The 18,760-nt window shown below is 60.0% G+C and carries 24 protein-coding genes; 15 read left to right on the plus strand and 9 right to left on the minus strand.

Annotated elements, in window-relative coordinates; all coding sequences use genetic code 11:
* Positions 1-8 precede the first annotated feature (8 nt).
* Both KZO34_RS14525 and KZO34_RS14530 read right to left on the minus strand, forming a co-directional pair.
* Positions 9-578 (minus strand): NnrU family protein, encoded by a 570-nt coding sequence (locus KZO34_RS14525; protein ID WP_219477567.1) that lies wholly within the window; start codon positions 576-578, stop codon positions 9-11.
* 13 nt (positions 579-591) lie between these two features.
* A complete protein-coding gene (locus KZO34_RS14530) occupies positions 592-1,467 on the minus strand; it encodes a LysR family transcriptional regulator ArgP (protein WP_219477568.1) in 876 nt (291 codons plus the stop codon).
* A gap of 88 nt (positions 1,468-1,555) precedes the next feature.
* Between KZO34_RS14530 and KZO34_RS14535 the strand changes: the two genes are divergently transcribed.
* Both KZO34_RS14535 and KZO34_RS14540 read left to right on the plus strand, forming a co-directional pair.
* Positions 1,556-2,161 carry a LysE/ArgO family amino acid transporter gene (locus tag KZO34_RS14535; RefSeq protein WP_219477569.1) on the plus strand — a complete coding sequence of 202 codons (606 nt, stop codon included), beginning with the start codon at positions 1,556-1,558 and terminating at the stop codon, positions 2,159-2,161.
* A gap of 116 nt (positions 2,162-2,277) precedes the next feature.
* The gene (locus tag KZO34_RS14540) at positions 2,278-2,748 is read left to right on the plus strand and encodes a DUF4442 domain-containing protein (protein ID WP_219477570.1); all 471 of its coding nucleotides are present in this window, start codon (positions 2,278-2,280) and stop codon (positions 2,746-2,748) included.
* 15 nt (positions 2,749-2,763) lie between these two features.
* Here KZO34_RS14540 and KZO34_RS14545 read toward each other — a convergent pair whose 3' ends face one another.
* Together KZO34_RS14545 and KZO34_RS14550 are read right to left on the minus strand one after the other, a co-directional pair.
* Entirely contained in the window at positions 2,764-3,261 is a 498-nt protein-coding gene (locus KZO34_RS14545; RefSeq protein WP_219477571.1) for a C40 family peptidase, read from the minus strand.
* 101 nt (positions 3,262-3,362) lie between these two features.
* Positions 3,363-4,031 (minus strand): SOS response-associated peptidase, encoded by a 669-nt coding sequence (locus tag KZO34_RS14550; protein WP_219477572.1) that lies wholly within the window; start codon positions 4,029-4,031, stop codon positions 3,363-3,365.
* A gap of 57 nt (positions 4,032-4,088) precedes the next feature.
* Between KZO34_RS14550 and arfB the strand changes: the two genes are divergently transcribed.
* On the plus strand, positions 4,089-4,502 hold the full coding sequence (gene arfB, locus KZO34_RS14555) for an alternative ribosome rescue aminoacyl-tRNA hydrolase ArfB (RefSeq protein ID WP_219477573.1): 414 nt from the start codon (positions 4,089-4,091) through the stop codon (positions 4,500-4,502).
* On the opposite strand, the gene KZO34_RS14560 is transcribed toward arfB, so the two are convergent.
* Positions 4,493-5,569, minus strand: a complete 1,077-nt coding sequence (locus tag KZO34_RS14560) for an alpha/beta hydrolase (protein ID WP_219477574.1) — start codon at positions 5,567-5,569, stop codon at positions 4,493-4,495. The genes arfB and KZO34_RS14560 overlap by 10 nt on opposite strands.
* Positions 5,570-5,678: 109 nt before the next feature.
* Here KZO34_RS14560 and KZO34_RS14565 point away from each other — a divergent pair, with 109 nt between their 5' ends.
* The 5 genes from KZO34_RS14565 to thpR all read left to right on the plus strand — a co-directional run bounded on the left by KZO34_RS14565 (position 5,679) and on the right by thpR (position 8,681).
* Positions 5,679-5,996 carry a putative signal transducing protein gene (locus tag KZO34_RS14565; protein WP_219477575.1) on the plus strand — a complete coding sequence of 106 codons (318 nt, stop codon included), beginning with the start codon at positions 5,679-5,681 and terminating at the stop codon, positions 5,994-5,996.
* 100 nt (positions 5,997-6,096) lie between these two features.
* Positions 6,097-6,789, plus strand: coding sequence for an SDR family oxidoreductase (locus KZO34_RS14570; RefSeq protein WP_219477576.1), 693 nt, complete (start codon positions 6,097-6,099; stop codon positions 6,787-6,789).
* Positions 6,790-6,902: 113 nt separating this feature from the next.
* Positions 6,903-7,331 carry an organic hydroperoxide resistance protein gene (locus KZO34_RS14575; protein ID WP_219477577.1) on the plus strand — a complete coding sequence of 143 codons (429 nt, stop codon included), beginning with the start codon at positions 6,903-6,905 and terminating at the stop codon, positions 7,329-7,331.
* 41 nt (positions 7,332-7,372) lie between these two features.
* Entirely contained in the window at positions 7,373-8,131 is a 759-nt protein-coding gene (locus KZO34_RS14580; protein WP_219477578.1) for an SDR family oxidoreductase, read from the plus strand.
* A 4-nt stretch (positions 8,132-8,135) separates the two neighbouring features.
* The gene (gene thpR / locus KZO34_RS14585; RefSeq protein WP_219477579.1) at positions 8,136-8,681 is read left to right on the plus strand and encodes an RNA 2',3'-cyclic phosphodiesterase; all 546 of its coding nucleotides are present in this window, start codon (positions 8,136-8,138) and stop codon (positions 8,679-8,681) included.
* Between the two features lie 30 nt (positions 8,682-8,711).
* Here thpR and rluF read toward each other — a convergent pair whose 3' ends face one another.
* Positions 8,712-9,644: a 23S rRNA pseudouridine(2604) synthase RluF gene (gene rluF, locus KZO34_RS14590; protein WP_219477580.1), complete on the minus strand. Its 933-nt coding sequence runs from the start codon at positions 9,642-9,644 to the stop codon at positions 8,712-8,714.
* Between the two features lie 152 nt (positions 9,645-9,796).
* On the opposite strand from rluF, the gene KZO34_RS14595 reads away from it, so the two are divergent.
* From KZO34_RS14595 to KZO34_RS14615, 5 genes are read left to right on the plus strand one after another with little or no spacing between them, the layout of a single operon-like run.
* Entirely contained in the window at positions 9,797-10,189 is a 393-nt protein-coding gene (locus tag KZO34_RS14595; RefSeq protein WP_219477581.1) for a hypothetical protein, read from the plus strand.
* Between the two features lie 17 nt (positions 10,190-10,206).
* Positions 10,207-10,812: an ABC transporter ATP-binding protein gene (locus KZO34_RS14600; protein ID WP_219477582.1), complete on the plus strand. Its 606-nt coding sequence runs from the start codon at positions 10,207-10,209 to the stop codon at positions 10,810-10,812.
* The gene (locus tag KZO34_RS14605; RefSeq protein WP_219477583.1) at positions 10,799-11,605 is read left to right on the plus strand and encodes an ABC transporter permease; all 807 of its coding nucleotides are present in this window, start codon (positions 10,799-10,801) and stop codon (positions 11,603-11,605) included. Before KZO34_RS14600 ends, KZO34_RS14605 begins: the two co-directional genes overlap by 14 nt.
* Positions 11,606-11,621: 16 nt before the next feature.
* Positions 11,622-12,632 carry a CobW family GTP-binding protein gene (locus KZO34_RS14610; RefSeq protein WP_219477584.1) on the plus strand — a complete coding sequence of 337 codons (1,011 nt, stop codon included), beginning with the start codon at positions 11,622-11,624 and terminating at the stop codon, positions 12,630-12,632.
* Positions 12,629-13,279 carry a class I SAM-dependent methyltransferase gene (locus KZO34_RS14615; protein ID WP_219477585.1) on the plus strand — a complete coding sequence of 217 codons (651 nt, stop codon included), beginning with the start codon at positions 12,629-12,631 and terminating at the stop codon, positions 13,277-13,279. Before KZO34_RS14610 ends, KZO34_RS14615 begins: the two co-directional genes overlap by 4 nt.
* Here the strand turns inward: KZO34_RS14615 and KZO34_RS14620 are convergent.
* From KZO34_RS14620 to KZO34_RS14630, 3 genes are all read right to left on the minus strand, one after another.
* Positions 13,260-14,258 carry a PA2778 family cysteine peptidase gene (locus KZO34_RS14620; RefSeq protein WP_308318826.1) on the minus strand — a complete coding sequence of 333 codons (999 nt, stop codon included), beginning with the start codon at positions 14,256-14,258 and terminating at the stop codon, positions 13,260-13,262. The genes KZO34_RS14615 and KZO34_RS14620 overlap by 20 nt on opposite strands.
* On the minus strand, positions 14,259-14,618 hold the full coding sequence (locus KZO34_RS14625) for a PA2779 family protein (protein ID WP_257900460.1): 360 nt from the start codon (positions 14,616-14,618) through the stop codon (positions 14,259-14,261).
* A gap of 129 nt (positions 14,619-14,747) precedes the next feature.
* The gene (locus KZO34_RS14630; RefSeq protein WP_219477587.1) at positions 14,748-16,211 is read right to left on the minus strand and encodes a phospholipase D-like domain-containing protein; all 1,464 of its coding nucleotides are present in this window, start codon (positions 16,209-16,211) and stop codon (positions 14,748-14,750) included.
* Positions 16,212-16,367: 156 nt separating this feature from the next.
* Here KZO34_RS14630 and KZO34_RS14635 point away from each other — a divergent pair, with 156 nt between their 5' ends.
* Together KZO34_RS14635 and KZO34_RS14640 are read left to right on the plus strand one after the other, a co-directional pair.
* Positions 16,368-18,014: a serine/threonine-protein kinase gene (locus KZO34_RS14635; protein ID WP_219477588.1), complete on the plus strand. Its 1,647-nt coding sequence runs from the start codon at positions 16,368-16,370 to the stop codon at positions 18,012-18,014.
* Entirely contained in the window at positions 18,014-18,751 is a 738-nt protein-coding gene (locus tag KZO34_RS14640; protein ID WP_219477589.1) for a Stp1/IreP family PP2C-type Ser/Thr phosphatase, read from the plus strand. Before KZO34_RS14635 ends, KZO34_RS14640 begins: the two co-directional genes overlap by 1 nt.
* The last annotated feature ends 9 nt before the right edge of the window (positions 18,752-18,760 follow it).

Genomic DNA, 18,760 nt, shown 5'->3' on the forward strand with positions numbered 1-18,760 from the left:
TGCCGGTTTCAGATGGGTGACACGCCGATCAGCCACTGGTGGGCCCAGACGACCGTGACGACATAAACGGCCAACCCGCCAATGACGGCAATCAGGTCATTCGCTTTCCCTGCCGGCAGGGCAGGGATCGCGCGTTGGGGGCGTCGCTTCAGCGAGATCCGGTCGACAACGGCCCAGGCCAGGAAGGCTCCGAAGAGAATGACATCGTGCAACATGCCGTTTGCCAGCAGGTGGGCCAGGGCCCACAGTTTGACCGCAACCAGCATCGGGTGTTTGAGCGTGGCCTTGATGCGTCCGGGCAAATAGGTGGCAAACAGCAGCGGAAACACCGGCACCAGCAATAGCATCGCCAGGTGCCGCAACCAGCCTGGCGGCGTGTACAGGACGGTGGGCTCCAGTCGGGCTGCGCCGTAGCCGATCACGATCAGAACCAGTCCGATCAGGGCGATAATTGAATAGAGGCCCTTGAACGGTATCTCGCCGAGCGAGGCCTGCAGGCGATTCCGCAATGGTTCGTTGACGATGGAGAGTGAGTGAATACCGAGAAACAGAACCAGACCCGCAATCAGTGTGGCCATTCCCAGGGCTCCTTTAGTAAGTGAATGGTTTGGCGGCTGTCAGGGTATCAGTCAATCGGTCCATGATTCCGCCGCCGTGTCGCCAAAAATGCCAGTATAGCTGTACTTGCAAGGACTTACCGGGTGCAATGCTGATCAGTGTTCCAGCGTCCAGCTCCCTTTGTGCCTGCATCTCGGGAATCATGCCGTAACCCATACCTGCCAACGCCAGCTTCACGAACCCCTCCGAGGATGGGCAAAGATGGTGTGGCACGCTGCCATGAAAGCCGCACTGGGCGAGAAAACGATGCTGGAGCTGGTCATTGGGCCCAAATACGATGGCCGGAGCGGTCTCCAGGCTCTGTTCGTTGAAGCCGTCACCGAAATGACGTCGAACGTAATCCGGGGTGGCCAAAGGCAGATAGGCCATGCTGCCCAGCGGCACGCTGCGCGCGCCAGCGACGGGTTGCGGACTGCTGCACAGGCAGGCGGCCACATCGCCCTCGCGCATGCGGCGCAGGCCAATGTCCTGATCCTCGATGACCAGATCCAGCAGCAGGGCCTCGTCACTGCAAAACGCGCCTATGGCCTCTGCCCACCAGGTGGCCAGGGTGTCGGCGTTCAGGGCAATTCGAAGCCGGGCAGACGGTTCCGAAATAGCGGGAATGGAACGGGCGAGATCGCGCTCCAGTAGCTGAACTTGTTGCACGTGGTTCAACAGCCTCTGTCCGGCCGGCGTTGCCTTCAGGGCAGGGCTGCGAACCAGGACCGGCTGGCCCAGGCGTATTTCGAGTGTCCGTATGCGTTGAGACACAGCGGATTGGGTCAATCCCAGTGCAGCGCCGGCGCGCTCAAAGCCGCCGCATTCGATGACCGTCGCCAGTGCTTCCAGCAGTTTGTAGTCAATCATTAGTAAAACTTATGCAGCATTATGAGTATGAATTTCCAGTATAGCCGGGAATCGTTATTCTTGCGCCATCGACTGAGGAGTTCATGCTGTGCTGGAAAGTTATCTGACAGGATTGGTGGTCTGCGGTGGCATCATCGTGGCAATCGGTGCCCAGAATGCCTACATTCTGAGCCAGGCGATCCGCCGTGAGCATCATTGGTGGTCCGCCGGAATCTGCATGATCGCAGATGTGTCCCTGTTTACCCTGGGTATGTTTGGTGTCAGCGCGGCCCTGATGGCCATGCCCCAGGCGCTGGAAATCCTGCGCTGGCTGGGCGTGGTGTTTCTCGGCTGGCTGGCGGTGCAGGCATTTTACCGGGCCAGTCGCGGCCGCGCGGCCTTGGAAGCCGGCGAAATCACCCGGCGCAGCCTCAAGGGTGTGCTGTTTACCACCCTGGCGGTGACACTGCTCAACCCCCAGGTCTATCTCGATACCCTGCTGCTGATTCCCGCGGTGGGCGCGCAGCAGGAGAACACCACCACATTTCTGGCCGGTGCCAGCAGTGCTTCGATCCTGTGGTTCACGCTGGTGGCCTGGGGTGGTTCGGCATTGGCGCCCATCCTGTCGCGCCCGACGGCCTGGCGCATCATTGATGGTGTCATCGGTTTGATGATGGCCGGCATCGCCCTGCAGCTCGCCTTTGGTGGATTGTAATCTCCGGGACACCGGGCAGAAAATCAAACGACTGTATGAATTTCTGTTGCATCCGCGATTGCACCTGTAGAAGATAGGCTGCTATGTAAAGCCGAATTTACTGCAGGGGCGTACCCATGAACAGAAAAATCCGCCAGTGGTTTGCCAGCGCCGGGGCCTTGCGGCGCAGGTTGACCACCTTCGGGCCCTACCTGGGCGCCGGCGTCAAAGTGACTCATATCGCCGACGATTTCAGTACCGCGACGGTCGAAATGCGCCAGCACTGGTTCAACACCAACTACGTAGGTACCCACTTCGGCGGGTCGCTCTACAGCATGGTGGACCCCCTCTACATGCTGTTGCTGATGCGCCGGCTCGGTAACGATTACATCGTGTGGGACAAATCGGCCAGTATCGAGTTTGTCCGGCCGGGCAAGGGCACGGTGACTGCGCACTTCGATCTGACGGCAGTTCGTCTGGAGGAGATCCGCCGCAAAACCGAGGGCGGTGAGAAATACCTGCCTGAGTGGGACGTTGAGATAACGGACGAAAGCGGCGAGCTGGTCGCCCGGGTTCACAAGGTTCTTTACGTGCGCGAGAAACGATAGGGCGAATTGACCGGTCTAGTCGAACCGCCGAGCCTCGGTAAACCGGTCTTTCCAATAGTAACCGTCCAGCTTCGACTGGGTGACACCGACGGACGTGGAGGCATGGATAAAGCGGTCATTGCCCATGTAGATGCCGGCATGCTGCTCCTTGCCCCGGATTCGGAAGAACACCAGGTCGCCCGGTTGGATGGCCCCGGGTGCAATGGCTTTGCCATACCGGAGCATCTGTGAGGTTGTGCGGGGTAACTGCTGGCCGAGCCCTTCCCGGTAGGCGGTGAGGATAAACCCGGAGCAATCGAACCCCTGGGCCGAGGTGCCACCATACTCGTAGGGCACGCCTGCATAACGCTCATAGACCTGCCAGAGCCTCTGGGCTTTTTCCGATGAGTGAACCGGTTCAATCGGTGCAAGCCCGCTACCGCTTCCGGTTCGCAGGTTCTGGTTGCTGGCACAGCCGCCCAGCGCAAAGGCCAGAATCACGAGTATCAGTGATTGTCTGAGCGTGACTGCCATTCCGTAACTCCGATAACAAGATTTATAACAAACCTTATTATCGAACCGTCCGGATGTCAGGTTACGGTTTATTCTTAATGAGTGAACCTGGATCTTCGGCATCAGGCCCTGTTGATCAGATCTGGCGTGTTGTGGCGCGGGTTGTTGACCTCGGTCGAGACCGGGAACGCCTCCAGCTGAGTCACCGGGAGGCGATGGGTGGCCGCACGAATGCCATCGCGGTCAGTGAGGGAAGGATCCAGCCAGCCACTGAGGCAATCAGGATCCAGTACCACTGGCTGGCGGTCGTGGATGTGCTTGAGGGTCTCGCTGGCCGGTTCGGTGATGATCGCGCAGGCGGTGGTGTTGTCGCCCTCTCTCGGTGTCCAGATGCCGGCAAAGAAAATGGCTGGGGTTTGCTCTGGATTGGCGGGCGTCAGGTAGTAAGGCTCCTTGCCACGCTCAGTCTGTTTCCATTCATACCAGCCGTTGGCCGGGATCAGACAGCGGTGGTGGGCGAAAGCCTCCCTGAAATACCTGGAGGTGGCCACGGTTTCAGCCCGGGCGTTGATCGGGGCAGGGGCCGTGTCGCCTGCCCACACCGGCCTGAAGCCCCAGTGCGAGTGCGTCAGGATGAACGTACCGTTCATGCTGGTGCGAATCAGTGGAATGCCCACCCCCGGAGGAATGTTGTACTCAGGGTCGAAGTGACCGATCACCTCCAGCCCGTCCGGGAAAAAATGGTTGATCAGCGTTTCCGGGGGTGTATAAAAGGTGAATCTTCCGCACATATCTCGGGTTACCGGGTTTTCGAGGCCTGACGCCTCGGGATTTGTTACCCTTGTCAAATGCTGAAACTATCCAATGCTGTTGAACTTGCCGACTGGGAGATCGACATCACCCAGATCCGGGCCCAGGGAGCCGGCGGCCAGAACGTGAACAAGGTCGCCTCGGCCGTTCATCTGAGATTCGATATCCTGCACTCGAGCCTGCCTCCGTTCTACAAGGAGCGCCTGATGGCGCTGAATGACCAGCGTATCAGCAAGGACGGCATCCTTATTATCAAAGCACAATCCTTCCGGACATTGGAGCTGAACAAGGAAGACGCCCTGAAACGTCTGAAGGACCTGATACTGGAAGCGGTCAAGCCACGCAAGGCCCGCCGGCCTACCAAGCCGTCCCGCTCTGCTCAGCGCAAGCGGGTGGACCGCAAGACCCAGAAGGGCAAGACCAAGGCGCTTCGGGGCAAGGTTCAGGTTTGAACGGCCTTTGCCTCGTCACCGCCGGCTTCGACCCTCTGCAAGAACTCGCCAATATCTTCGAACGCTTCGTCCGCCTCGGGCAGCAGTGACACGAAAATGTGCCACACATGGACCATGCCGGCCCAGGTGTGCAGCTCCACCGGTGAGCCTTCGGCCCGGGCCTTGGCGGTATACCGGCGGGCGTTGTCCAGTAGCATTTCGGTATCGCTGGCGTGAATCAGGGTCGGCGGAAGATTGCGCAGATCACCCCGTACCGGGGACGCGACGGCACTGGCCGGGGACACCCGAAACGCGGCGAGGGTTGCCCACCAGATGACCGGTAAGGGGATTTTTGAGAGCCCCCCGAAGGCCGGCCCGAGCAGCGGATCGGTTCGGATGTTATCCCGGTTGCTGGGGGCTGTCAGGGTCAGGTCGGTGGATGGCGACAGGGCCACCGCGGCATCGGCCTGGCGAAGTCCATTGTCACGGACCCAGGCCAGCAGTCCGAGCGCGTGGCTGCCGCCTGCGGAATCACCGGCAATGACCACGAAGGAAGCCTCCCCGGGGCCGTCCGGCCCGTGTTTTAGCAGCCAGGCATAGGCTTTCCGGCAATCCCGGACACCGTCCATGTAACGATTCTCTGGCATCAGCCGGTAATCCACGGCAAATACCGCCGCGTTGGCCAGGTGGGAGAATTGATCGGTGATCGCTCGATGGCTCCTGGGGCTGCCGGCAGCCCAAGCGCCGCCGTGGATGTACAGGACGCGTCGACGGGTGTCGACGCCCGGTGCAATCACCCATTCCCCCCTGGGGCTGTCGCAGGCACGAAACTCGGATTTCAGGTCCAGGCCCTCGCTCAGGCCGTCCATGTGTTCCCGCAACGCGGTCAGGCGTGCCTTGCCCCGGAGCCCACGGGAGCTTTGCCCGAGTTCACGGATGCGGCCAAGCACTTCCTGGTGAGCGTCGCTCGGAACTCCGTCCCGGACCGGGTGGTCGTGATTGTCGAGGTGGGATAAATCTTCGACCCGGAACAGCACGAGAGTAACGACGATAATCAGTGCAACGATAGCCAGAAGAATCCAGAGCATGGGGCGTCCGTATCAGAGTGGCCCCGGACAAAGGGGCGAACTATGCTTTAAATGATACCCGTTGATTACGGCGGGTGCTGCCCTCAAAGATCACAGAAGGAGCGGGGCGATGCAAATAGCCTATCGGGCCCGAGACATCACCGAGGCACACATCGTTGCGGGATTGCTCAACGCCAACGGCATTGAAGCCCATGTGGGTGGGCACTACCTGCAGGGCGCCATGGGAGAAATCGGTGCAGCCGGCTTCAGCAATGTCCATGTTGAGGACGAAGATCTGTACCGGGCCAGAGAGCTGGTCCGCGAATACGAGGCGGGTGGTCATGCGACCGTCGCGGCTGATGGCGGCGACGACAAGCCGGATTTTTACGCCCGCTGGTTCCTGCTGGCACTCGCCATCGTCGCAGTGTTTCTGATCAATCTCTACTAAGTGTCAAGGCGGCCTGAGTCTGTGGGCAAGGGTCCGTTGATCGGCTGCATCGTCCGAATCGTAGTTACCTTTACCTTTTACACCTTTGGAGAGCCTAATTATGGCAAATCAGCCGGTTATGCTAATTACAGGCGCGTCTTCCGGTATTGGCGCGGCCACTGCGAGAGCGGCCGCCGAACAGGGTTATCGACTGGTCCTGGCGGCGCGTTCCGAGGAAAAACTTACCGGGCTGGCCCGGGAGCTGGGGGGCGACTCAAACGTTCTGACGGTCCAGTGTGATGTTCAGGATGGCGATCACCAGAAGGCGATGGTCGAAAAGGCACGGTCGACCTTCGGACAGATTGATGCGGTTTTTGCCAATGCGGGTCGCGGTGGTGAACCTGGCGGGTTCAGCAAAGCCGATCCGGAAGTCTGGAAAGACATGATCCTGACCAACATCTATGGTGTGGGTCTGACGGTGCAGCACTGCCTGCCGGCACTCCGGGAGAGTAAGGGGCATCTGCTGCTGACCGGCTCCGCCGCCGGTCGGGTAACGATTCCGGGCTCCATGTACAGTGCGACCAAGTGGGCGGTATCCGCTATCGGTTATGGCGTTCGCGAAGAGCTTCGGGGTTCCGGAATCCGCGTCACCTTGATTGAGCCGGGTATGGTGGACACGCCGTTCTTTGATGAGCGCCCGGAACATGCGCTGAAGCCGGAGGACATTGCCAATGCGGTGATGTACGCGGTGTCCCAGCCTGCCCATGTTGATGTGAACGAGATTCTGGTGCGTCCTACGCCTGCCGAAAAATAGCCTTTCCGTTTCAGTCCCCGCCTTGGCGGGGAAAACGCTCCACCCCGGGGACGCCCTGAGGTACTGATTCAACAACCTCAGGGTCCACTATCGAAGAAGAGAAGGAGAATGTAATGTCAATTGAACAGGTAGCTTACCGTGCCTCTGCAGAAGCCACCGGCGGTCGTGATGGCCGTGCCATTTCCTCCGACGGTGTACTGGATGTCGAGCTGACCACGCCGAAGGAGCTCGGCGGTGCCGGTGGCAAAGGCACTAACCCTGAGCAGTTGTTTGCCGCGGGTTATTCCGCCTGTTTTATCGGCGCCATGAAGTTTGTGGCCGGCCGTGACAAGCTCGACATGCCGGAAGATGCCTCGATTGAAGGCACGGTCGGTATCGGGCAGATCCCGGGCGGGTTTGGAATCGAGGTAGAGCTGGGCATCAGTCTGCCCGGTATGGACGATGTCCAGGCCAAGCAGCTGATTGATGAAGCGCACAAGGTCTGCCCATACTCCAATGCCACCCGTGGCAACATCGATGTAACCCTCAAACGCGTCGACTAGGCCGCGACGATAGAATGATGATTCCGTGACTGGAGGCCGCCGTGAATCCTGATGAACGAGTTGCGTTGGTAACCGGCGGTGCGAAGGGCATTGGCCGGGGTATTGTCCAGCATCTGGCCAGCAAAGGCTGGAACGTGGTTTTCAGCGATCTCGACGACGCTGTCGGTAAACAATTGGAACAAGATGGCCAGGGGCAGCTGAAGTTTGTTGCCGGCGATGTGGCCAGCGAATCCGATGTCGAGCGGCTGCTTGAGGAAACCCTGTCCTGGGGCGGTCACCTGAATGCCGTCATCAACAACGCCGGTATCGCCGATCCTGAAACCGGTCCTGTCGAAGCACTGAGCCTTGAACACTGGCAGCGTCGGCTGGATGTGAATCTCACCGGCCCGTTTTTGGTGACCAAGCACGCGGTTCCGCACCTGAGAAAATCTCGCGGTGCCATCGTGAACATGGCCTCCACCCGAGCCCTGCAGTCCGAACCGGAGACCGAAGCCTATGCGGCCACCAAGGGCGGTATTGTCGCTCTGACTCACGCCCTCGCCATGAGCCTTGGCCCGGAGATCAGGGTGAATTGCATCAGTCCCGGCTGGATAGATACCCGGGCCCACCAGGGCAGCGCCGAAGGCGTTCCGCCGCTGGCCAAATCGGATCACGCTCAACATCCGGCCGGCCGGGTCGGTGTGCCTGATGACATCGCATCATTGGTGGGTTATCTGATATCGCCGAAAGCCGGCTTCATTACCGGCCAGAACTTCGTCGTCGACGGAGGCATGGTCCGCAAGATGATTTACGAGGATTAGGGCAATGCCGCGGCTGTTCTTCGCCCTGGAAATTCCGGCGCCGGTCAAAAACAGACTACTGCAGGTGAGGGCTCCGGTTGCCGGTGCCAAATGGCAGAGTGCCGGGCAGCTGCACCTGACGCTGCTGTTTCTCGGCAATGTCGACGTGGAGACGCTTCCGGAACTTAGCCTGGCTCTGCGGGAGCTGCCGCTGGCCCGGTTCGAGCTGGAGGTGAGGGGTGTGGGGTGTTTCGGCCAACCGCAAACACCGCGCAACCTGTGGGCCGGGGTCAGTCCCGAGGGGCCGGTGACGGCGGTTAATGCCACCCTGAAAGAGCGGTTGGGGCGTCTCGGTTTCCATTTTGAGAAGCGACCGTTCCGGCCCCACATTACCCTGGCACGGTTCAGGAAACAGCGGGGTTCGGTGACCGGATTACTGGCGGAACACAGTGAGGACTGTTTTGGCAGGCTCCCGGTTGATGAGATTGTCCTGCTGGAAAGTACCCAGGGTGGCGCGGGTTCAGTCTACACCGTGGTCGAACGTTTCCCACTCTCAAAGCTCGCCCAGTAGAGCGAGAGCCCTTGCACGACTGAACGAGCCCTAGCGCTTGGGGCTGCGCTGTCGCTGTTTTTTGGGTTTGCGGCTGATCGGAGGCGTGCCTTTCGAGCGCCCTGGCGGTTTGCCCGGGGATTTCCCGACCGGCTTGTTGCCAGTGCCGGGCTTTCGCGCCTTGTTGCCGGAGCCCTTGCCACCGGGACGGCTGCCTGGTTTGGCAGGACGGGGCTGTTTCCGTGTTCCCGCCGGGGCTTCCGATGAGGAATCCTTGATGGCATCGAACAGCACTGCCAGCTCCTTGCTCGTGAGATCCCGCCACTGGCCGACCGGCAAGCCGCCCAGGCTGATGTTCATGATGCGGATGCGTTCAAGCTTGGTGACGTCGTAGCCGAAGTGTTCGCACATCCGGCGGATCTGGCGATTCAGGCCCTGAACCAGGATGATCCGAAACACGAACCGGGATTCCTGCTGGACCTTGCACGGCTTGGTAACGGTGCCGAGGATCGGTACGCCGCTGGCCATGCCCTTGATAAAGTCTTTGGTGATGGGCTTGTCGACGGTGACCAGGTATTCCTTCTCGTGGTTGTTCCCGGCCCGGAGAATCTTGTTCACCAGGTCACCGTTGCTGGTCATGAAGATCAGCCCCTGGGAGTCCTTGTCCAGCCGGCCAATGGGGAATATCCGTTCACTGTGACCGACAAACCGCTGGATATTCTGCTTCTCGGCGGTGTCCGTGGTGCTGACGATGCCGACCGGCTTGTTGACGGCAATGAACACCAGATCTTCTTCCGCCCTGGGCTCAATCACCTGGCCGTTGACCTTAACCGTATCGGTGGGCAACACCTGATCACCCACCGTGGCGCGTTTACCGTTGATGTAGACGTTGCCCTGTTCGATGTAACGGTCGGCCTCCCGCCGCGAGCAGAGTCCGCTTTCGCTGATGTATTTGTTCAGACGGGTGGAGGAACTGGTGGTCATCTGTGGTCCGGTCGGTGGCTGAGTGGGCACATGATAGCAGGGGTGTATCGGGCTTACAGCCTCTGTGCTGGTGCTTTCCCAGCTGCTCTGCCATGATTTGGGCTTATTCACTTCATGGCTCGAATGCATACACCCACAACAATAAGGTCTTTATGGAAAAGACACGCATCACGATTGTCTCGGTCACCGGTATTATCCTGTTTTTCCTGGCGAACTACCTGTGCCGTTTTCTTCTTGGATTCACCGGCGTCTTGCCGTCTGTCCTGATTGCCGTTCTGATTGCGGCCTATATGGGGTTCTCCATTGCTCGCGCCCTGAAGCGGGAACCCCTGCCGGAAGAGCGGTCACGGGCGCTCTGGATTTATGGCGGTTTTCTGGGGGCTTTGTTCCTGGCGTTTGGCGCCTGGGTTTTCCTGGATACCGGCTTCGATGCCCTGACAGCCGCAACGCTGCTGTCGCATTACCTGCCGTATCCGGCTTTTGCCCATGTCTTTCTGTCGGATCGCCTGATTCAGATGTTTCTCAACAAGAATGAGCAACCCTGAGCCGTTCGGAGAGAAAAGTGACGACGTTGACCCTGGAAAAGCTCTCCGTGGGATCGCTAGAGGGAGTGGATCTCTCGCTTCACGGCGGTGACATCGTCTGTGTGTCCGGGCCCTCTGGCAGCGGCAAGAGTCGCCTGCTTCGGGCTGTAGCAGACCTGGACCCCCACGAGGGTAAGGTGCGGCTGGATGATACCTCCCAGGAGGCGGTGCCCGGGCATGTCTGGCGCCAGCAGGTGATGCTGGTGCCGGCGGACAGTCAGTGGTGGTTCGAGGACGTGGGTTCACATTTTGGCCCGGATGCCCGGGACGTTCCCGGCGCGCTCGGATTCCCGCCTGAGGTGATGGATTGGGCCGTGAACCGGTTGTCGTCGGGGGAGCGACAGCGTCTGGCTGTCTTGCGGGCTCTGGCCCGGAATCCCAGAGTCTTGCTGCTGGACGAACCCACCGCGAACCTGGATGACGCCATGACCCGTCAGGTCGAAGACTGGCTGGTTGAGGAAATCCGGAAACGGGACCTGCCGGTGATCTGGGTTGCCCACGATATCGCCCAGATTGAACGGGTGTCCGGCAGGCATTACTGCATTCGGGGCCATACGCTGGAGCTGATGCATGGAAGTCATTGATCTCGCCTGGTGGAAGCTGGCGCTGGCCGCCGCGCTCATTCTGGTGTTGGCAGGTGTCAGCCTGGCAAGCCGGCTTGGCGTTGCCCGCAGTCTGCTCATTGCCGCTACGCGCACGGTCATCCAGCTTGCGCTGATCGGGTTGGTGCTGGAAGCACTGTTCGCGTCGTCTGAGTTTTACTGGGTAGCCCTGATGGCCACCGTTATGCTGCTGGTGGCCGGCCGGGAAGTCATGGCGCGCCAGCAGCGCCGGTTGCGGGGGTTCTGGTCCTTCGGCATCGGCACCGGTGCCATGTTTGTCTCCTCATTTACGGTGACAGTGCTGACACTGGTGGTCGTCATTGGTCCCGAGCCCTGGTACGCGCCACAATATGCCATTCCATTGCTGGGCATGATGCTGGGTAACACCATGACCGGTGTGGCCCTGAGCCTGGACCGTCTGAACGAATCGGTCTGGAGCCAGCGCACGATCATCGAGAACCGCCTGATGCTTGGCGAGCCCTGGCGTGAGGCCCTTGAAGACATCCGCAGGCACGCCATGCGAAGCGGTATGATGCCGTCCATCAACGCGATGGCCGCCGCCGGGATCGTCAGCCTGCCGGGCATGATGACCGGCCAGATATTGGCGGGCAGCCCGCCGGCGGTGGCGGTGAAATACCAGATCCTGGTGATGCTCACGATAACCGTCGGTACCGGTTTCGGAACGCTTATGGCCGTGTCCTGGGGCAGTCGACGGCTGTTCGATGATCGTGAGCGGCTCCGGCTGGACCGTTTGTTAACACAGAAGAATCGATAAGGCCGCGATACCTTTCATGAAAAAATCCATTCCTACCAATCTGATCCTCGGTTTCCTGGGGGTCGGCAAAACCACGGCAATTCTGGACCTGCTGAAAGCCAAGCCCGAAAGCGAGGTGTGGGCCGTGCTGGTCAACGAATTTGGTGAAGTCGGCATTGACGGCGCGATGCTGCAGTCGGAGGGTGCCGTCATCAAGGAAATACCCGGCGGTTGCATGTGCTGCGTGGCCGGCTTGCCCATGCAGGTTGGTCTCAATCAGCTGATCAGGCAGGCCAGGCCTGATCGTCTGATTATCGAGCCGACGGGGTTGGGGCATCCGTCACAGATCCTCCAGATCCTGACCGACGAGCATTACGCCACGGTGCTTGAGCTCGGGCCGGTCATCACGCTGGTTGATCCACGCAAGCTTGAGGACCCTCGGGTTCTTGAGAATGTGCAATTCCGTGATCAGGTGGCGGCCGCCGACATTCTCGTCGCCAATAAAACTGATCTGGCCTCGCCGGAGCAGATTGGCGCCTTCGAGCGTTGGGCTGCCGCCCTGGCGTCCCCAAAGCAGGCCGTTTTCCGGACCAGTCAGGGCCGGCTGAGCCCCGAGTGGCTGGATGGCCAGACCGATTTGCCCACAGTAACGACGCCCCACGCCCATCATCATCACCAACAGAAAAGCGTTGCGCCCGTGCCCGACATTCAGGAAGAGCCCTGGCAACGGGTCCGAAACGAGGGGCAGGGGTACGTCAGCCTGGGCTGGCGGATCCATCCGGAACTCCGGTTCGATGAGCAGCGACTCATGGCTTTGGCCATGGACAGCCGGTTTGAGAGGTTCAAGGCGGTTATTCACTGCCTGGACGGTTGGCGCACGCTCAACATGGTGGATGGTTCATTGTCGATGATGGATAGTGAACCCCGCGATCTGTCCCGGATTGAGGTCATCAGTGCCGCGGAGTTGCCGGAAACCGAGTTGGACCATGCGGTCCAGGCGGCTGCGGGGCTTCAGGAGTCAGCTAGCCCCAGTGTCCGAACGCTATGAAATGCCCGGTGTGCGAGCAGGGGCAGCTGGTGGATTTTCAGACGGTCAGGGCGCAGCACTACTTGCGTTGCCCCGCCTGCGAAGCGACGGTGATGTCGGAATCCAGTCGGCTGACGGAAGCCGAGGAAAAGGCGATCTACGAACACCACGAAAACGAGTCCGGGGATCCCGGTTATCGCCGGTTTCTGACCAAGCTGGCGGAGCCGCTTCTGGAGCGGCTCGAGCCCGGGCTTTCCGGGCTGGATTTCGGATGCGGACCTGGCCCCGAGCTTGCCGCGATGCTGACTGAAGCGGGTATGGATATGGGCATTTATGATCCGTTTTTTTACCCCAACGCGGATGCGCTCGATCAACGCTATGATTTTCTGACCTGCACCGAGGTGGTCGAGCACCTGCACCATCCGTGGAAGGTGTTCCGGCAACTGGATCGGCTGCTGAAGCCCGGCGGATGGCTCGGCATCATGACCTGTTTCCAGACCGACGACGCCCGGTTTGCAAGCTGGCATTACCGTCGGGACCCAACCCATGTGGTGTTTTACCGGGAGCAGACGCTATCGGTTATTGCCGAACGGCTGGGCTGGGAACTGACAGTGCCCCGAAAAGACGTGGCACTGTTCCGGAAACCGGTTACTGCCGAGGCTCAGTGAGGGCAGGGCACACCAGGGTGGGGCAGCTTGCCGGGCTCTGATCAGCCTTGCCTGGTTCGATTTGAGCTCCGAACCGCTCGGGTGCCAGGGCTGAGGCACAGCGTTGGGCCTGTTTGGCCTCTTCGACGCATCCCGTTTCACCCAGCGTGTGGGCCAGGTTGTTCCAGCCGACGGCCTCGCTGGGGAACCGGGCGACCAGGCGGGAAAAGTGGTTGGTCGCTTCCTGAAGGTTCTGGCGGGTGTAGGCAATGTTGCCCTGGCCCAGAATGGCGGCCGGCTGATCCGGCCACTGCCGTTCTGCAGTCTGGTAGGCCGTCATGGCCGCGTTGGTTCGCCCTGTGGTTTCAAGATCGTTGGCTGAGGCAAGGTAGGTTAATGCCTCGGCGCTCGCGGGGATCCGGTCGGGTGGCAGCATTACGGCGGCCCAGTTGTCGGATCGGGACCAGGTGTTTACGAAAACTTCCACAGTGGTTTCATGACGTTCCCGGGTATCGGTGTGCAGGATGATGGTCTGCTTCTGCGGATCGAAGCCGATCACCACAGCGAAATGCCACTGCGGCCACCAGTTGAACAGCAGGTTCTGCATCACCAGCACCGGATTGCCCGCTGAAACTTCCTCGAGCAGGCTTTCCAGGCTGCCATCCAGGGGGTAAACCAGCATGTTGTGAGCACGCCCGGCAGCCACCATTTCCACCTGCAAGGAACCTTCCCGGCCGGGGATGTAAACCAGATCGCGCAAGAGTTCCGGATCGGTGTCCAGACCCTGACTGTTCAGCATCATCGCCAGCGAGGCCGGGCCACACTGATAGCGTTCCTGGGGGTAGAAAGGCACATCCTTCAGAACCGTGCGTGTCAGCAGGGACTTGTTGTCAGGGGGGGCAGAGGGCCACTTTGGAGCGGAAGCGCAGCCGGCCAGCAGCAGGACCAGTAGAAGACTGATCAGGCCGCCGGCCGGCTTGGGAGGGATAGTAAAGGGCACTTACCGAATGCAGTTGATGAACGGGAAGATGTTCGTTGCACACAGCATGTCGGTAACGATGAATACCAGCAGGAACAGCACAATGATGCCAACCACGTCCTGCCCGGCGGGTGCTTCTGCGAGTTGCTGCTCGAAATCCGCCAGTTCCTGTGGCGTCAGATTCTGGATCCGGTCACGGACCTGATCGTCACTGACACCCATTTCGGCCAGTTTGTCCTGCACTTCCTGGGTTTCCAGCATATCCGTCAGTTGCTGGCGATCCAACTGGATTTCCTGGCCACTGATCATCTCGCCGGTGCCGACCATGGCGGCGGAGGCGGTAGAAGACCAGACTGACCCCAAGCTGATCATCAAGGCCATGAAAAACGAAACGTATCTCAGGTGTTTTCTGATACCGGACATCTTGGGCTCCTGCTTCTGGTTATGTGTTATGACCATAGACCAGACATAGATGGCTGTTCAACATACAATATTTTCATTTGTTGCATATCAGAACGTTGAAAGCCCGGTAAATTCCATAATGCGATAACGCCAGTAGCGAATTCCGGATTCGTCCGCCCATGCCTCGTAGGGCAGGCTCATGACCGGGTCATTGCCGGGGCCGAGCCGCCACTGCTCGTTGAAAAGATGAATCACCTTGCGAGCAGGAGGTGCGTTTTGCGATTGCGCCAGCCACACACTGGTTTCCAGGTTGAGGTCATCCAGATTACGGCGGGTAAAGTTGGCGGAGCCCAGCAGAATCTCGATGTCGCCCTGTTCAGGTCGTAACATCAGTAGCTTGCTGTGGCACTGCTCGCCCCTGGTATTGCACCAGCGCACGGACACCCCCGCCCGGTGAAGTTCCATGGCCACCTGCCGGTTGGGAATGCCGCTTTTGGCGTGCCCGAAGGCTTCGTTATTGGGGTCCAGCAACACCCGCAGCCGGGCGCCTCGACTGTGGGCCGCCAGCAGGCTCTCAACGATTCCGCGATGGGAAAGATAAAACATTGCCAGATCCAGACGGTCGCCCGAGTCGGCACGGTCAATCATATCCAGCGCCGTGGCACGAATGGCCGATTCGGTGAGCACCATCACGCTGCCCGAAGCCCTGGCGCCAGGACTGCTGTCTTCTGCCGGCGCCTCAAGGCCCTCGGCGATCGCAATCCAACGATCGACTGAGGAGGTACCGGCGCCGGACATGGCCAGTACCGCCCGTTCACTTCTCAGGAGATCGGCGACGGCGTCCCCGGTGAAACTCAGGCCGATGTTGCTGTGCCGACTGCTGCCGTCGTGGGGATTGGCCGACGTAACCAGTCCCCGTAACTCGGGTCCCTGGTCCACCACCAGCAGTTTGCGGTGATTGGCCTTGAAATTCAGCAATGCCAGATAGCTGCGTAGGGTAACCTTGCGATCGCCCAGGGCGTTTGACATCCAGCCCCCGTCAGGATCGTTGCCCAGCCACTGGCAGCAAAGCCGCCAAATGGACGACCAGGCCGGGTTGCTGTCCCGCATCGGCGACAGGCTGGTCTCGACAACTTGAATGCCGGCTTGGCGCAGGGTTTCGAACAAAGGCGATCGGGAGCCACCGTACATGGTGTTGAGCGGATCGGAAATGACGACCATCTCGATCTCCGGCCGTGCCCGTTTGCGGGCAATGAGGGCGTCCGTCAGTTGCAGTGCCAGGGGACGGTGAGTTACGTCCTCCGGTTTGGTGCTGTTGTATAGAAACATGTCCAGCAGGATGAACTTTTCGGCGCCACCGATCAGGCGCAGAACCTCGTCAAAAATCTCCTGATCCCGGGTTTCCGTGCCGTCGACGTGATGGCGGGTGACATCGGTCAGCAGAATCGGGTCTTGCAGCGTCGAGACGGTGCCCCGGTAACTGATGCCGGCGGGCAGTGTTTTGTTGGTGTGATAGAGGCCAAGTCCGCCCAGTAGGAGGAAAAACAGGGCAATCAGCAACTTCAATGTCATGTCTGTGGGTCCACCGTCCTTTTTAATGCTCGGGCTACTATACGTGAGCTCCCTCGCAGGTAAACAAACACTTACAAAAAACACTTCTTTGCGGGTATCGCCCGGAGGCGGCTGTTTCTAAACTAGCCAGATCAATCATTTAGAATAACGTTGCCTGTGAACTCACTCTTCTTTCTGTTCTCGCACCTTTTCAGTCTGAGACTGGTGGTGGTCGTTGCGGCGGTGGTGTTTGCCCTCGCCGGTGATCACTTTGCGTTCCTGAGCTGGGCCGACCGAGTCCTGCTCGGTTTATTGGGGGCCCCGGAATCCGGAAACCTGTCGGTTCCGGTTCCTGCCGATGCGCTGCAATCGACCCTGGCGGTGCGGGGTCTGTCCGAGCCGGCCTGGTCCGATATGGCCATTCGTGTCGGCCTGGTTGTCTCGGCACTCTATCTGGTGCTGGCTATTCCCAGGATGGGTGCCGCCGTGGCGCTCCCGGTAACACTCCTGTTGGGAGGTTCCCTGGTTGTTCTGCAGGCGGCGCTGACCTTCTATCAGAGCGACTGGTTACCGCTGGGCGAGGTCATTACCCTGCTGGTTGCCGGGTTTGTGGCGATGCTGTTCTGGCTTCAGCCGGATCGTGAGATTCGCGCGCTGGCAGCCAACGTACGGGAAGCCCGTGTGCGTCTTTCCAGGCTGCTGCTGCAACAGGGGCACACTGACGAGGCCCTCGACGCACTGATGGCGTGCCCGGTTTGTGACGATGCGCTGGAGGTACGGTATGAAATTGCCATTCAGCAGGAGCGTAAGCGCCAATACGAGAAAGCGGTTCAGACTTACCGGCGTATTCTGGACAACCGGAAGAACTTCCGGGACGCCGCTGAGCGGTTGTCGGCACTGGAAAAAATGTCGCCGGAAACAACGTCCATGCAAACCGGCGGATTCGACAGTACCCGCACCTTGCTGATGCCGGCCCAGTCCCTGAGCCGTCCGACCCTCGGCCGGTACGAGATTGAACGGGAGATCGGGCGGGGCGCCATGGGCGTGGTCTACCTCGGCAAAGACCCCAAGATTGCCCGGACCGTTGCCATCAAGACTCTGAGTTACCAGGCATTCGATGACGGCCATCTCGCGGAGCTCAAAGACCGATTCTTCCGGGAGGCCGAAGCCGCCGGTCGGCTCAATCATCCGGCCATCGTGACCGTGTATGACGTGGGCGAAGAGGCGGATCTCGCCTACATCGCCATGGATTATGCCCAGGGCCGGTCCCTGAGTGAATTTGGCAAGCCGGGCCGGTTACTGCCACTGCCCACGGTGCTCGATATCATTGCCCAGGTGGCGGATGCGCTGGCTTATGCCCACAGCCAGAAGATTGTGCACCGGGATATCAAGCCCGGGAATATCATCTACAATCCGGACGACGGCGCCATCAAGATTACTGATTTTGGCATTGCCAAGATTTCCGATGATTCCCGAACCCGCACCGGAAGCGTGATGGGCAGCCCGCTCTACATGTCGCCGGAGCAGCTCAAGGGCCAGAAGGTCACCGGTGCCTCGGATATCTACAGTCTCGGTGTCACCCTGTACAAATTGGTAAGCGGCGAGACACCCTACCAGGGGGATACGCTCGCAAACCTGACCTACCAGATTCTCAACAAGCGTCCGCGGAGCGTACGTGAATTCAATGCCGATCTTCCCAATGGCCTGGTGAGGCTGATCAACAAGGCAATCCAGCGCGAGCCGGACAAGCGTTTTGCCTCTGCGGCCACCATGGCCGAAGCCGTCCGGCGGTTGGCGGTCAGGGAAGCGAAGGAGGTTTCCTGATGAGTCTTCACCTCGCCGGACGAAGCCATACCGGAGCGGTCCGGGAGAGCAATCAGGACGTGGTGGCCTGGCAGGTCCGTGACGATGGCGATGCGGCGCTGATGCTGGTTGCCGATGGCATGGGCGGGTACCAGGGCGGCGAGATTGCCAGTCGACTGGCCGCCGATTCCGTCATGGAAGCGCTCATGCCGAGATTGTTTGCCGGTGAGATGGCATCACCTGAGAGTCTCAATGCCGCGCTTGCGCTCGCCAATGACCGGATTCAGGTCCGTCGGGGGACTGACCCCCAGTTGGACAAGATGGGAACCACCCTGGTGGTGGCGTGGGTTGAGGACAATACCGCGCATGTGGCTCACGTGGGGGATTCGCGCTGTTACCTCGTTAGGAACGGGCAGGCCCGCTGCCTGACCCGGGACGACACCGTGGTCCAAAACATGCTTGAAGATGGCAGCATCACCGAGGCGGATGCGCATAACGTCCCGTTCCGCAACGTACTGACCCGGGCCGTGGGGGCGATGGATCCGCTGGAAACCAGCTACGCCAGCCATTCGCTCCAACCAGGTGATCACCTGCTGCTGTGCTCGGATGGCCTCACCAATTCCGTCCCGCAGGCGGACTGGGAAAACCTTATCAAGGATGCACGCAGCACGGAATGCGCCGTGGAGACATTGATTGAAACCGCCCTGGACAATCAGGCATCGGACAACGTGTCTGTAGTTTTAATGACCCTGAATTAAGCAGAGGAA

Origin of the sequence: Marinobacter sp. F4206, from assembly GCF_019392195.1 — a bacterium.
Classification (GTDB): Bacteria; Pseudomonadota; Gammaproteobacteria; order Pseudomonadales; family Oleiphilaceae; genus Marinobacter.

Bases quoted from the DNA above. Each gene is read 5' to 3' on its own strand.
- KZO34_RS14545 (WP_219477571.1), bottom strand. From the start codon at position 3,261: ATGGCAGTCACGCTCAGACAATCACTGATACTCGTGATTCTGGCCTTT.
- KZO34_RS14625 (WP_257900460.1), bottom strand. From the start codon at position 14,618: ATGGCCTTGATGATCAGCTTGGGGTCAGTCTGGTCTTCTACCGCCTCC.
- KZO34_RS14595 (WP_219477581.1), top strand. From the start codon at position 9,797: ATGGAAAAGACACGCATCACGATTGTCTCGGTCACCGGTATTATCCTG.
- KZO34_RS14565 (WP_219477575.1), top strand. From the start codon at position 5,679: ATGCAAATAGCCTATCGGGCCCGAGACATCACCGAGGCACACATCGTT.
- KZO34_RS14615 (WP_219477585.1), top strand. From the start codon at position 12,629: ATGAAATGCCCGGTGTGCGAGCAGGGGCAGCTGGTGGATTTTCAGACG.
- KZO34_RS14550 (WP_219477572.1), bottom strand. From the start codon at position 4,031: ATGTGCGGAAGATTCACCTTTTATACACCCCCGGAAACGCTGATCAAC.
- KZO34_RS14540 (WP_219477570.1), top strand. From the start codon at position 2,278: ATGAACAGAAAAATCCGCCAGTGGTTTGCCAGCGCCGGGGCCTTGCGG.
- KZO34_RS14525 (WP_219477567.1), bottom strand. From the start codon at position 578: ATGGCCACACTGATTGCGGGTCTGGTTCTGTTTCTCGGTATTCACTCA.
- KZO34_RS14610 (WP_219477584.1), top strand. From the start codon at position 11,622: ATGAAAAAATCCATTCCTACCAATCTGATCCTCGGTTTCCTGGGGGTC.
- KZO34_RS14640 (WP_219477589.1), top strand. From the start codon at position 18,014: ATGAGTCTTCACCTCGCCGGACGAAGCCATACCGGAGCGGTCCGGGAG.
- KZO34_RS14605 (WP_219477583.1), top strand. From the start codon at position 10,799: ATGGAAGTCATTGATCTCGCCTGGTGGAAGCTGGCGCTGGCCGCCGCG.
- arfB (WP_219477573.1), top strand. From the start codon at position 4,089: ATGCTGAAACTATCCAATGCTGTTGAACTTGCCGACTGGGAGATCGAC.
- rluF (WP_219477580.1), bottom strand. From the start codon at position 9,644: ATGACCACCAGTTCCTCCACCCGTCTGAACAAATACATCAGCGAAAGC.
- KZO34_RS14530 (WP_219477568.1), bottom strand. From the start codon at position 1,467: ATGATTGACTACAAACTGCTGGAAGCACTGGCGACGGTCATCGAATGC.
- KZO34_RS14630 (WP_219477587.1), bottom strand. From the start codon at position 16,211: ATGACATTGAAGTTGCTGATTGCCCTGTTTTTCCTCCTACTGGGCGGA.
- KZO34_RS14570 (WP_219477576.1), top strand. From the start codon at position 6,097: ATGGCAAATCAGCCGGTTATGCTAATTACAGGCGCGTCTTCCGGTATT.
- KZO34_RS14560 (WP_219477574.1), bottom strand. From the start codon at position 5,569: ATGCTCTGGATTCTTCTGGCTATCGTTGCACTGATTATCGTCGTTACT.
- KZO34_RS14575 (WP_219477577.1), top strand. From the start codon at position 6,903: ATGTCAATTGAACAGGTAGCTTACCGTGCCTCTGCAGAAGCCACCGGC.
- thpR (WP_219477579.1), top strand. From the start codon at position 8,136: ATGCCGCGGCTGTTCTTCGCCCTGGAAATTCCGGCGCCGGTCAAAAAC.